The organism is Geodermatophilus sp. SYSU D00703 (assembly GCF_054050155.1).
Map to the genome: position 1 here is coordinate 365,452 of NZ_JBJGYU010000001.1, position 12,492 is coordinate 377,943.

Here is a 12,492-nt window from a genome sequence, read left to right on the forward strand (position 1 = left end):
CCTCCACGGGAGGCCCGGTTGGTGCTGACGAACTCGTCGACCAGGGGGGCCGGCACCCGGCCCCTGCGCCGGGGCCCGGCCACCTTCGAGCCGGGGCGCGAGCAGCGCCCCAGGGGAGTCGACCCGTGACAACTCGCCGCACGTTCGTCCTCGACACCTCCGTCCTGCTCTCCGACCCGGGCGCCCTCATGCGCCTGGGCGACCACGACGTGGTGCTCCCGCTCGTCGTCATCGGAGAGCTCGAGGACAAGCGCAACCACCCCGAGCTGGGCTGGTTCGCCCGCCAGGCGCTGCGGCTGCTCGACGACCTGCGGGTGCAGCACGGCCGGCTCGACGCCCCGGTGCCCGTGGGCGAGGACGGCGGCACCCTCCACGTCGAGCTCAACCACAGCGACCCCTCGGTGCTGCCGGCGGGCTTCCGCAACGACAGCAACGACAGCCGGATCATGGTGGTGGCGCTCAACCTGCGCGCCGAGGGCCGCGACGTCTGCCTGGTCACCAAGGACGTGCCGCTGCGGGTCAAGGCCGCGGCGGTGGGCCTGGAGACCGACGAGTACCGGGCCCTGGACGCGGTCGACGCGGGCTGGACCGGGATGGCCGAGCTGTCGCTGGACGACACCCAGCTCTCGGCGCTCTACGACGACGGCGAGGTCTTCGTGCCCGCCGCGGCCGAGCTGCCCCCGCACACCGGGCTGGTGCTGCTCTCCTCCCGCGGGTCGGCGCTCGGGCGGGTCACCCCCGACAAGCACGTGCGGCTGGTCCGCGGGGACCGGGAGGCGTTCGGCCTGCACGGCCGGTCAGCCGAGCAGCGGGTGGCGCTGGACCTGCTGCTGGACCCGCAGATCGGGATCGTCTCGCTGGGCGGCCGGGCCGGCACCGGCAAGTCGGCGCTGGCGTTGTGCGCGGGCCTGGAGTCGGTGATGGAGCGGCGGGCGCACAAGAAGGTAGTGATCTTCCGCCCGCTGTACGCCGTCGGCGGCCAGGAGCTCGGCTACCTGCCCGGCAGCGAGGGCGAGAAGATGTCGCCCTGGGCGCAGGCGGTCTACGACACCCTCGGTGCGCTGGTGTCCACGGACGTGCTCGACGAGATCGCCTCCCGCGACCTCATCGAGGTGCTGCCGCTGACCCACATCCGCGGGCGCTCGCTGCACGACTCTTTCGTGATCGTCGACGAGGCGCAGTCGCTCGAGCGCGGGGTGCTGCTCACCGTGCTGTCGCGGCTGGGCTCGGGCTCGCGGGTGGTGCTCACCCACGACGTCGCCCAGCGGGACAACCTGCGGGTCGGTCGGCACGACGGCATCACCGCGGTGATCGAGGCACTGAAGGGGCACCCGCTGTTCGCGCACGTGACGCTGACCCGGTCGGAGCGCTCCCCGATCGCCGCGCTGGTGACCGAGATGCTGGAGGACCTGCCCCTCTGACGGGCGGCGCCCGCCCGCGCGCCGCTCTTGCGGTGCCCGCGCCAGGCGCTGTCGCCGCTCGGGCCCGTTGCGGGCGTTCCTCGTGCACTGCCGGTCCTGCAGGGCCCGCGATGCGCGGGGAACGCCCGCAACGGCGCTCATCCCGTGCGGCGCCGGCCGCGCGCCAGCGCCCGGTCGACCCGGTGCGCGACCACGCCGCCCGGCGTGAGGTCGGCCCAGGTCCAGCGGACGACGCCCCAGCCCTCGTCGCGGAGGGCGTCCTCCCGCCGCTTCTCCTCGAAGACCGCCTCACCCGGGTCCTGCCCCGGCTTCAGGGCCCGGCCGTACTCGACCCGCCCGTCGAACTCCCCGAGCACGCGTTCGGACTCCCAGGCGAAGTCTGCCCGGCCGATCAGCACCCCATCGGCCGAGCGGATCGGCGCTGCAGCGTGGACGGGGTCGACCCGAGCCGGTGCAGGAGGATGCGACTGCGGCTCTCCCCGACGCTCTCGCTGCGCCCGTCGGCGAGGTCGACCGCACGCGCCGCGGACCGGGACCCCCGCGTCCCGGCCATGTCGGCGAGGGCGGTCCGGAGCTCCTCGTGCCGTGCCTCCACGCCCGCCAGGAACGCGTCGAGGACGACTACCGCCGGCTCGAGCGGCAGGGTGCGCGCCAGGTCCAGGGCCGTGCGCACCGGTGAGGTCACCGCGACGCCGTCCACGGTCACCACCTCGTCGTCCCGCAGCCGGGCGACGTGGCTGCGCGGGAGGCGGCCGACCTCGCTGGAGGCGGGCGGACGGCGGGTCACGTGGACCCGGCCGAGGCCCACTCCCCACAGGGGCAGGCCGTGCAGCCACAGCAGCCGACTGGTGACTGACCACGGCGGGACGCCGGAGGCCGGCCAGCGTGGCCCGAGGGACGGTGGCCGACAGCCGCGGTTCCAGCGGGCGTGGAGACCCACCGGTGGATGACCGTGCAGCCTGTGGAGAAACGCGCAGTGCCGGGATTCCGCGCGCATTGCCGGTCCTGCAGGATCCGTTGTGCGCGAGGAACCCCGGCACTGCGTGAGGCGGGGCGGACCAGGCAAGACGAGGCGTGAGCGGGTCAGGGGGTCGGGTCGGGCTCCTGCTCGGTCGCGACGGGCTCCGGACGCGCGGGACGGCGGGGCGTGCCCGCCCAGCGCAGCAGCGCCACCGCACCCCAGCCGGCGGCCAGGCACCACGTCAGCCGGACCGCGACCTCTTCCACCGTGAGGTCCCCGCGCAGACCGAGGGCGAGGACGGGCACGGCGAGGACGAACCCCACCGCGAGGACGTCCCACCGCAGCGGGCTCATGCCCCGGAGCTCTCCAGCCGCTCGCACAGCAGGGAGGCCCAGCGGTGCGCGCTCGCGCGGGCGCCGTCGAGGAGGGCCACGGGCGTGCGGGTACGCCCCAGCACGGCGGCCGGGTCGGCGGTGAGGTCGGTGTCCTGCACCACCAGCGCGTCCACGCGGGAGAGCCCGTCCAGCCAGGGGAGGAGGTCCTCGGGCTTGCGGGTGGCCTCGACCACGGCCCACACCCCGGCGGGCGCGAACACCGCGATCATCTGCTCCAGCCAGGTGGCGCTCCCGGCGCGCAGCGGAGCGTCGACGGCGACGATGGTGAGCGTCCCCGACCGGTCGGCCTCCTGCTTGCGCTCGAGGGCAGCGTCGATGCTGCTGATCCGGTTGCCGCGCGGGGCCAGGGCGGCCAGGTCCCCGCGGGAGGCCCACTGCAGACGCTCGGCGTCCAGCCGCAGCGAGGCCGCCAGGGAGCGGGCCGCGGCGAGGGTCTCCACACCCGGCCCCACGATCAACAGCACCTCACCGGGGCCGCTGGGCAGCGCGGGCGCCGTCGGCAGACCGGACGCGAGGGCCCGGGTCAGCGCGGCGTAGGTGCCGCGCCGCGCCACCTCGACGGCGAAGTCGTCCCCGAGCAGGTGCTCCGGCACGCCCAGGTCGAGCAGCCGGCGGACGACGGCGTCCTCCGCCGCGCCCACGGTCGGCCCGGCCGGCGGGGTCGCAGCCGGCCGCTCGCGCACCGACGTCACGACGACCGGGTTCCCGCGCCAGGCGGCGGCGCGCTTGTCCACCGGCAGGCGGGTGACGGTGGCCAGCCCGGAGCCGCCGCGGGCCCCGGAGGTCCGCGCCACCTGCTGACCCGGGGCGCCCGGACGGCGGATCGCCGGCGGGACCGGGGGCCGCGACAGCAGCGGCGGGATGGCCAGGGCGGTCCCGGGCGCGGGCGGGGGCAGCAGCGACAGCGGCGGCAGGACGGTGGTCGCGTCCATCGGCAGCGGCAGGGGAGCGGGGTCGCTCGCGGTCGGGGCGAGCACCTCGGCGTCGACCTCCCACTCGTCGGCCTCGGCCGTGGCCTCGACCCACATCGGGATCTCGATCGTGTGCGCCTCGGCGAACGCGTCCGCGGCGGCGAGGTCGTCGACGTGCAGGTCGTCCTGGGCTGCGGAGCCGGCGAGCACACCGCGCAGCAGCTGGGTCAGGGCGGCGTCGGAGGTGTCGTGCGCGAGCGCGGCCCGGAGCACCTCCGCGATCGCCTCCTCGCGGGAGGTGATCGGGCCGGTGGAGAAGTCCGGCTCGCTGGCCCAGGCGGGCACCGGAGCCGGCTCGAGCTCGGCAACGGGTGCGCCGTCGGCGACCGGCGCCGCCGCGGCCACCGGCTCCCACGCGGGAACCGGCGGAGGGACCACGGGCGCGGCCTGCGGCGGGACCGGGGTGACCTCCGCCACCGAGGAGGCCTCGGCGACCGGCGCGGCCTCGACCACGGGCTCCCGGGCGGGTGCGGCATCCGCCACCCGCTCCGCGATCACCGGCTCCGCGACCACGGGGGCCGCGGGCTCGGCGGGGATCAACGGGGGGGCGGGGACGGCCGCCGCGGCGACCGCCTCCTCCACCGCGTCGCGCACCTCGGCGTCGCCGGCCACCATCGCGGCCAGCGCGGCCGTGAACGGCGAGGGACCGAGCGGGACGTCGTCCACCGGAGGCGGAGCCGCAGCAGGGGCGGGTGCCGGAGTCGCCGCGCGAGCGGCCCGGGCCGGGGCAGTCGTCGCCGGACGCCCGGCAGCCGCGGCCGGCCGACCGGCACCCGTGCCCGTGCGCGGGGTGCGACCGGCGGCCGGGCGGGCCGGGCGCGCGGCGCTGCGGGAGTACAGGTCCACGCCCGGGGCGTCGTCGCCGGAGAGCAGCCCGGCGAGTTCGTCCACGGCGTCGTCCGCGTCGGGCAGCACCGGGGACCGGCGCAGCGCGGCCTCGATGCGGGCGGCGGACTCCGCACGCGAGGCCGGCCGGCGCTCGACGGGGGACGGCGCGGCGACCTCCTCCACCTCGGCGACGAAGCGCTCGGTGGTGAAGAAGCCCATCACGCCGCCGGTGCGGACGCGGCGGATCCCGACGATCCGGGCCGACGAGCCGTACTTCTCCCGCGCTGCGGCGATGGCGCCCTCGCGCGTGGCGGCCTCAACGGATGGCAACGGCACCGTTCACCACTCCCAGTGACTCGATCTGGGCCGTCCGGGAGACCTCCGTGTAGGAGATCACCGGCAGGCGGGGGAGGATCTGACGCATCAGGCGGGACAGGGCGGCCCGGACCTGCGGGGAACACACGAGCACCGGCGAGAGCCCCAGCCGCTCGGCGTCACCGAGCAGACCGGTGCAGCCGTTGACCAGCGCGTCGACCGTGCCGGCGTCCAGCGCCAGCACCTGGTGGCCGTCGCTGTGCCGCACCGCCTCCAGCAGCCGCTGCTCGAAGGCGGGGTCGAGGGTGAGCACGTGCAGCCGCTCGTCCTCGGTGACGTAGGGCTGGCTGATCGCCGAGCCGAGCGCCGAGCGGGCGGCCTCGACCAGGCCGTCGACGTCCGTGGCGACCTTCGCCCGCAGCGAGAGCGCCTCGAAGATGCGCACCAGGTCGCGGATGGAGACGTTCTCCTCGAGCAGCCCGTGCAGCACCCGCTGGATCTCGCCGAGCGTGAGCAGCGTGGGGGTGAGCTCCTCGACGACGATCGGGTGGGTGCGGCGGACCATCTCGACCAGCAGCCGCACGTCCTCCCGGCCGAGCAGCTGGGCGGCGTTCTGCCGGACCACCTCGGCCAGGTGCGTGGTGATGACCGAGGAGCGGTCGACGACGGTCGCGCCGGCCATCTCCGCCTGGCGCTGCAGCTCCGCGGGCACCCACTTCGCGGGCAGCCCGAACACCGGCTCGCGGGTGGCCCTGCCGGGCAGCCCGTCCAGCGCGTCGCCGATGGCGAGCACGGTCCCGGCAGGGGAGATGCCCTTGGCCGCGGGGACGCCGTTGAGCCAGATGACGTACTGCGACGACGGCAGGTCCAGGTTGTCGCGGGTGCGCACCAGCGGGATGACCAGGCCGGTGTCCATCGCGACCTTCCGGCGCAGCGCCTTGACGCGGTCGAGCAGGTCGCCGCCCCGGGCGCTGTCGACCAGGTCGACCAGGTCGAAGGCCACCTCGAGCTCAAGCGGGTCGACCCGCATCTTCTCGGCGATCGCCTCGGGGGAGTCGGGCCTGGGCTCGTCGTCGGCCACGGCCGGCGCGGTGGAGGGGTCCTCGACCGGGGTCTCGGTCATCCGGGCGGCCATGAGCAGGAACAGGCCACCGATGACGAGGAACGGCAGCTTGGGCAGCCCGGGGATCAGGCACAGCGCCAGCGCGGCGCCGCCGGCGATGCGGACCGGCTGGTTGAACCGGCCCAGCTGGCCGAGCAGGTCGCTGCCCATGTCGCCGTCGGAGGCCGAGCGGGTGACGATGATGCCGGTCGCGGTCGACAGCAGCAGCGCCGGGATCTGCGAGACCAGGCCGTCGCCCACGGTCAGCAGCGAGTAGGTGGAGACGGCGTCCACCGGGGCCATGCCGTTCTGCATGACGCCGATGGCGAACCCGCCCACGAGGTTGATCAGCGTGATGATGATCGCGGCGATGGCATCGCCCTTGACGAACTTCGAGGCACCGTCCATCGAGCCGTAGAAGTCGGCCTCGGAGGTGACCTCGGCACGCCGCCTGCGCGCCTGCTCCTCGTTGATCAGCCCGGCGTTGAGGTCGGCGTCGATCGCCATCTGCTTGCCGGGCATCGCGTCGAGGGTGAAGCGGGCGCCGACCTCGGCGACCCGGCCGGCACCGTTGGTGATGACGACGAACTGGATGATCGTCAGGATCACGAAGATCACCAGGCCGACGACCAGCGAGCCGCCGATGACGAAGTGCCCGAACGCCTCGATGACCTTGCCGGCGTAGCCGTCGGTGAGGACCAGGCGCGTCGACGAGACGTTGAGCGCCAGCCGGAACAGCGTCGCGATGAGGATCAGCGACGGGAAGACGGCGAAGTCCAGCGGCCGCTTGATCTGCATGGAGACCAGCAGGATCAGCAGCGCGGCGGTGATGTTGAATCCCAGCAGCAGGTCGAGCAGCGCCGAGGGCAGCGGCACGACCAGCATGAGGACGATGGCCACCACGCCGATCGGGACGGCGGCCTTCGTCAGCTTCTGCACGAGTCAACTCATCGGCAGTTCGGCTCAAGTGGGGCACCGCGGGCGGCGCCGTCCGCCCCACCCGTCACAGCGGTCCCACGCAGAGCCGCGGGGTCAGCCGAGCGGAACGCGGCGGCGGCCGGCCTTCGGCAGCCCCTCGACGTCGGGCGCCTCGAACCCCGGCCGGTGGAACCCGCCCCGGACGCCCCGGGCCGACAGCTGCATGACGAAGGCCAGCACCCGCGCCACCGCGGTGAACAGCTGGGCGGGGACCTCCTGGCCGAGCTCGCAGGAGGCGTGCAGCGCCCGCGCCAGCGGGACGTCCTGCACCATCGGCACCCGCGCCTCCTCGGCGCGCTCGCGCAGCCGGGCGGCGAGCTCGTCGGCCCCCTTCGCGACCACCCGGGGGGCCCCGCGGTCGGCCTCGTACTTGAGCGCGACGGCCACGTGCGTGGGGTTGACCAGCAGGACGTCGGCGGTGGCGACCTCGCTCATCATCCGGTTCCGCGACATGGCCAGCTGCGCCGACCGGCGCTGGGCCCTCACGTGCGGGTCGCCCTCGGACTGCTTGTGCTCCTGCTGGATCTCGTACCGGCTCATCTTGAGCTTCTTCATGATCTGCCGGCGGACGACGACGTAGTCAGCGACGGCGATCGCCAGGCCGGTGACCGCCACGACCCGGAACATGAGGACGGCGGAGTCGCTGAAGGTCGCTGCGACCGACGCCAGCGGCAGCGCCCCGGCCGACGACACGAGGTCCATGGCGTCGTCCCCGGTGACGACGACGACGGTGCCCAGCGCCGCGGTCTTGATCAGCGCCTTGGCGGCCTCCCACCACCCGTGGGTGCCGAACATCCGCTTGATGCCGGGGAACGGGTTGAGCTTCTTCAGCGTCGGCTTCATCGCCTTCGTCGACACCGTGACCCCGCCCTGGGCAGCGCTGGTGAGGACCCCGACGACCATGAGGGCGAGCGCCATCGGCAGCAGCGTCGTCAGGAACGCGGTCAGCGCCTGCCCGAGCAGCGCGGACACCGCCTCCGCCTCGGGGTGGGTGGCCACCGACCCCACCCGCACGAACAGCGCGCCGACCGCGTCGAAGGCGTCGCCCACGAGCACGGGCAGCAGCACGCTGGCCACCGCGGCACCCGCCCAGGTGCCCAGCTCCTGGGTCCGCGGGATCTGCCCGTCCTTGCGCGCCTCCTTCAGGCGCTTGGGAGTCGGCTTCTCGGTCTTCTCGCCACCGGGACCGTCCTGGGCCACCGGTCACCCGCTCCGCAGGGAGACCATCGCCCGGGCGGCCTGGTCGAGCAGCGCGTCGAGGGCGGGCGGGAGCAGCGGGAAGGTCAGGCCGAGCAGCGCGAGCGTCAGCATGATCTTGACCGGGAAGCCGAACGCGAAGATGTTCAGTTGAGGCGCGGCCCGGCTCAGCAGGGCGAGGGCGACGTCGGCGAGCAGCAGCACCGCCACCATCGGCCCGGCGATCTGCAGCGCGGCCAGGAACATCATCGAGAACGCCGTCACCAGCACGTCCCCGAGCTGGTCGGTGGGCACGCTGGCGCCGACCGGCAGCCCCTCGTAGGACGTCGCGAAGCCGCGCACGATGAGCAGGTGGCCGCCGCTGGTGAACAGCAGCGTGGTCGCCAGCATGTAGTGCAGCCGGCCGACCGACGAGCTGGTCGCCATCGACAGCGGGTCGTAGGCCGGCTGCAGCGAGAACCCGCCGGTGAGGTCGATCAGGTCGCCGGCGTACTGCACGGCCGCGAACAGCACCTGGACGACGAAGCCGAGGGCGGCGCCGATGGCGACCTCGGTGACCGCGCCGACGACGAGGAAGCCGGCGGTCGGGTCGGGCATCTCCGGGGAGATCCGGGTCATCAGCGCGACCGACAGGGCGAGGGCGAGGGCGCCCTTCACCGGGGCCGGGATGCTCCGCGTGTTGAACGGCGGGGCCAGCAGGACGAAGCCGGTCGCCCGGGCGGTGCCGAGCAGCAGCGCCGCCAGCGTGCTCGCCGGGACCTCGAGGTCCATGGCGTGCGCCTCAGGTCCGGTCGAGCAGCCGGGGCAGCGTGTCGAACAGGCCCTGCGTGAAGCTAACCAGCTCGGAGAGCACCCAGTTGCCCGTGACCAGCAGGGCGATGGCGACGGCGATCATCTTCGGCACGAAGGACAGGGTCGGTTCCTGGATCTGGGTCGCCGCCTGGAACAGCGAGATGAGGAAGCCGACCAGCAGGGCGGTCAGCAGGACCGGGGCGGCGATCTTGGCGGCGACCATCATCGTCTGGATCGCGATCTCGGTGACGTCGGCGTCGCTCACGACTCGACTCCGCGCTCGTTCCGCTCCTCGGTCGCGGTCCCCCGCGAGCGGGAGGTGCCCCCAGCCTGTAGCGGTGCTCGCCCGCGCGTCGCGCTCGTGCCGCTCATCCGTAGCTCCCCACGAGCGCCGTCGTGATCAGCGCCCAGCCGTCGACCACCACGAAGAGCAGCAGCTTGAACGGGAGCGACACGATCGCCGGCGGCACCATCATCATGCCCATCGCCATCAGCGCCGCGCTGACCAGCATGTCCAGCACCAGGAACGGGATGAACACGACCAGCCCGATGATGAAGGCGCTCTTGAGCTCGGAGAGGACGAAGGCCGGCACCAGGGTGGTCATGCTGACCGCCTCGCGGTCGGCCGGCGCCTCCTCCCCGGAGAGGCCGACCATGAGCTCGAGCTCGTCCTGGCGGGTGTTGTCGAGCAGGAACTCCTTGAGCGGGACGACGCCGACGTCGTAGGCCTGCGAGACCGTCATCTGCCCGTCGAGGTAGGGCTGCACCGCGGTCTCGTTGACGTCGCCGAGGACCGGGCCCATGACGAACAGGGTCAGGAACAGCGCGATGCCGGTGAGGACCGAGTTCGGTGGCGCGGACTGCATGCCGAGCGCGTTGCGGGTCAGCGACAGCACCACGACGATCTTGGTGAACGAGGTGCACAGCAGCAGCACCGCCGGAGCCACCGAGAGCACGGTGATCGCGAGGATCAGCGTCACCGAGCTGCTCGGGCTGCCGCCGCCGACGGAGATGTCCACGCCGCCGTCGACGGCGGGTACGACGGGTGCGGTGGGGTCGGTCGGTGGCGTCGGCGCGGTGGGCGCCGCCGACGCGGGGTCGGCCAGCAGCGTGAGGACGACCCCGAGGAACGCCACCAGCAGCAGGACCAGGCCCGCGCGGCGCGCGAAAGGGGCGCCCCGGGTGGGGGCGGGGGCGGAGGTCATCAGCGGCGGACCGTCCGCTCCCGCAGCCCCTGCACGAACGACGCCCAGCCGTTGCGGTCGAACACCGAGCCGGCGAGCACGCCGGAGCCGACGGCCGCGGGCGTCCGCTCGGCCTGGGCCGCCTGCCGCTCCGCCAGGGTCTCCTCGACGAGGTCGCCGTCGACCTCGGCGAGCAGGGTCACCTGCTCCTCGGTGGCGCCGACGACGAGCACGCGGTCGGCGATCCGGATCACGCTGACGCTGCTGGCGCGGCCCATGCGCTGGCGGGCGACGACCTCGATGAGGCCGTTGCCCTGACCCAGCCCGCGCTTCTTGGCCAGCCGGGCGGCGAACCACAGCACCCCGCCGACGAAGGCCAGCGACAGGAGCAGCCGGATGACCATCCAGGTCACGGGGTCACCTCGCTGGTGCTCGTCGACCCCGTGCCCAGAGGTGCTCCGTCTCTGCGTGACCTCGCAAGCTCCGTCACGGGGTCACCTCGCTGGTGTCGGAGACGATCTCGCTGATCCGCAGGCCGAAGTCCTCGTCGACGACGACGACCTCACCGCGGGCGATCAGCGTGCCGTTGACCAGCAGGTCGGCCGGGGCGCTGGCCGCGCGGTCGAGCTCGATGACCTCGCCGGGGTTCAGCGAGAGCAGCTCGCCGACGGTCATGCGGGTGCGGCCGATCTCGACGGTGACCTCCATGGCCACGTGCCGCAGCAGGTCGAGGCTGCCGCGCTGGGTGCGCGGCTGGGGGAGGGTCACCTGCAGCGCGAGGGTCGCCTCCACGGTGGCGCCCCCGGCCAGCAGCGGGACGGCGACGAACATGCCCTTGTCCCGCAGCCCGTCCAGGGCGGTGTCGGGGTCCTCGGCGCGCTCGGAGTCCACGCGCACCCGGCCCAGGGTCGCGGCGGCGGCCTCCAGGGCCGGGCGCAGCGCGGTGGCGACGTCCATCGGACCGACGGGGGAGTGGGCCAGGGCGTCGACGATCTCGGCCGAGACGACGAGGACGACGTCCCCGCTGACCTCGCCGGACAGGCGGGCCATGACCGCGGTCGCGGCCTGCGCCGGGAGGAGGACGGCGTCGGGGTCGTTGACCGGGGTGCCCGGCACCAGCTCGGCGGTCGCCGGGACCAGCGCGGCCGCGGCCCGCGCGGCGGAGACCACCACGGCGATCACGGTCTCGGAGGCCTGGGCGTGCTCCACGGAGGCGGTCATGCGGTGTCCTTCTGGGTGGTGGCCGGGGTGGGGACGATGGCGGCGGCGAGCCGGCGGCGGTGGTTGCTCGCGATCGCGTAGGCGAACGTCACGTCGTTGGTCGTGACCTCGAGCGGCGCGTCCTGCGGGTGGCGCAGCAGCAGCACGTCACCGACGGCGAGGGAGAGCAGGTCCTCGGAGGAGACCTCGAGCGGGGTGAACCGGACGCCGACCTCGACCGGCACCATGGTCAGCCGCTCGGTCAGCGCCTCGTAGGCGCGGCGGCGCTTGGCCTGCGCCGACTCGGACAGGTGCGGGGACGCCGCGTTGTCCAGCGCGGCGTGGAAGCCGGAGAAGGGCAGCACCAGCGTGGCCTCGCCGGCCCGGCTGCCCACGCCCAGCGTGAACGTGGCCACCATGACGGTGTCCGAGCCGGCCGCGGCCTGCGCGAGCTGGGGGTTGTACTCGACCTCGCTGAGCTCTGGCTGCAGCTCGACGATGTGCGCGAAGGAGGCGGTGAACTCCTGCAGCAGCCGGTTCAGCAGGTGGTTGGTGATGGTCGTCTCCATCAGCGTCATCGGCCGGTCGGGCTGGTCAGCCGATCCCGAACCGCCGAGCATGTGGTCGACGCTGGCCATCGCGGTCTCGAGCGGGTACGCGAGCAGCCCCTTGCCGGCCAGCGGCTCGAGGGTGAACGTCACGACGAAGTGGGGGTTGGGCAGCGTCGCGACGTAGTCGTCGTACGAGTGCTGCTCGATGCCCAGCAGCTCCATGCGCGCCCCCGTGCGCAGCATGGTGGTGAGCACGGTCGTCGCCTGGCGGGCGAACGCCTCCTGGGCGATCTGCAGGACGCGGACGTGCTCCCGGGAGAGCTTGGTCGGCCGGCGGAAGTCGTAGCTGCGGGGTTCGCCGCGCCGGCTGCGCCCGGTGGGCGCGGGTCCGTTCTCGGGGCGGGTCACCCTCCCCTCATCGGCCGGGAACGAGTCCGCCCTGACCGGCGCGCGAGGCGCTGCCGGTCAGGGCGGACGGGTGTGGCGGCTGTGACGACTGGGGCGTGCGCTCGACGACGGCCGAGGGAGCATCGCAGCGAGCGACCGCGGCCGCGCTGCAGCGTCCCTGGCCTCGTCCCGAGTCCCGCCCCGAGCTCG

Annotated in this window: 13 protein-coding genes; 1 reads left to right on the forward strand and 12 read right to left on the reverse strand. The window is 74.1% G+C overall.

Annotation, left to right across the window (positions count from 1 at the left end):
- The first annotated feature begins 125 nt into the window (after window positions 1–125).
- Window positions 126–1,421 (forward strand): PhoH family protein, encoded by a 1,296-nt coding sequence (locus ACI782_RS01790; RefSeq protein WP_456905463.1) that lies wholly within the window; start codon window positions 126–128, stop codon window positions 1,419–1,421.
- A gap of 137 nt (window positions 1,422–1,558) precedes the next feature.
- Here ACI782_RS01790 and ACI782_RS01795 read toward each other — a convergent pair whose 3' ends face one another.
- From ACI782_RS01795 to ACI782_RS01850, 12 genes are all read right to left on the reverse strand, one after another.
- The gene (locus ACI782_RS01795; protein WP_456905465.1) at window positions 1,559–1,777 is read right to left on the reverse strand and encodes a hypothetical protein; all 219 of its coding nucleotides are present in this window, start codon (window positions 1,775–1,777) and stop codon (window positions 1,559–1,561) included.
- A gap of 35 nt (window positions 1,778–1,812) precedes the next feature.
- Entirely contained in the window at window positions 1,813–2,361 is a 549-nt protein-coding gene (locus ACI782_RS01800) for a hypothetical protein (RefSeq protein ID WP_456905467.1), read from the reverse strand.
- Between the two features lie 143 nt (window positions 2,362–2,504).
- Window positions 2,505–2,735: a hypothetical protein gene (locus ACI782_RS01805; protein WP_456905469.1), complete on the reverse strand. Its 231-nt coding sequence runs from the start codon at window positions 2,733–2,735 to the stop codon at window positions 2,505–2,507.
- Window positions 2,732–4,912 (reverse strand): hypothetical protein, encoded by a 2,181-nt coding sequence (locus ACI782_RS01810; RefSeq protein WP_456905471.1) that lies wholly within the window; start codon window positions 4,910–4,912, stop codon window positions 2,732–2,734. Before ACI782_RS01810 ends, ACI782_RS01805 begins: the two co-directional genes overlap by 4 nt.
- Entirely contained in the window at window positions 4,893–6,932 is a 2,040-nt protein-coding gene (flhA, locus tag ACI782_RS01815; RefSeq protein WP_456905473.1) for a flagellar biosynthesis protein FlhA, read from the reverse strand. The genes ACI782_RS01810 and flhA overlap by 20 nt, the downstream gene beginning before the upstream one ends.
- A 93-nt stretch (window positions 6,933–7,025) precedes the next feature.
- Window positions 7,026–8,171, reverse strand: a complete 1,146-nt coding sequence (locus ACI782_RS01820) for an EscU/YscU/HrcU family type III secretion system export apparatus switch protein (protein ID WP_456905475.1) — start codon at window positions 8,169–8,171, stop codon at window positions 7,026–7,028.
- A gap of 3 nt (window positions 8,172–8,174) precedes the next feature.
- The gene (fliR, locus tag ACI782_RS01825) at window positions 8,175–8,939 is read right to left on the reverse strand and encodes a flagellar biosynthetic protein FliR (protein WP_456905477.1); all 765 of its coding nucleotides are present in this window, start codon (window positions 8,937–8,939) and stop codon (window positions 8,175–8,177) included.
- Between the two features lie 10 nt (window positions 8,940–8,949).
- Window positions 8,950–9,225, reverse strand: a complete 276-nt coding sequence (gene fliQ / locus ACI782_RS01830; protein WP_456905479.1) for a flagellar biosynthesis protein FliQ — start codon at window positions 9,223–9,225, stop codon at window positions 8,950–8,952.
- A 103-nt stretch (window positions 9,226–9,328) separates the two neighbouring features.
- Window positions 9,329–10,165, reverse strand: coding sequence for a flagellar type III secretion system pore protein FliP (gene fliP, locus ACI782_RS01835; RefSeq protein WP_456905481.1), 837 nt, complete (start codon window positions 10,163–10,165; stop codon window positions 9,329–9,331).
- Window positions 10,165–10,548 carry a FliO/MopB family protein gene (locus ACI782_RS01840; protein ID WP_456906111.1) on the reverse strand — a complete coding sequence of 128 codons (384 nt, stop codon included), beginning with the start codon at window positions 10,546–10,548 and terminating at the stop codon, window positions 10,165–10,167. The genes fliP and ACI782_RS01840 overlap by 1 nt, the downstream gene beginning before the upstream one ends.
- Before the next feature lie 82 nt (window positions 10,549–10,630).
- Entirely contained in the window at window positions 10,631–11,365 is a 735-nt protein-coding gene (gene fliN, locus ACI782_RS01845) for a flagellar motor switch protein FliN (RefSeq protein WP_456905483.1), read from the reverse strand.
- On the reverse strand, window positions 11,362–12,303 hold the full coding sequence (locus tag ACI782_RS01850) for a flagellar motor switch protein FliM (protein ID WP_456905485.1): 942 nt from the start codon (window positions 12,301–12,303) through the stop codon (window positions 11,362–11,364). The genes fliN and ACI782_RS01850 overlap by 4 nt, the downstream gene beginning before the upstream one ends.
- Window positions 12,304–12,492 lie beyond the last annotated feature (189 nt).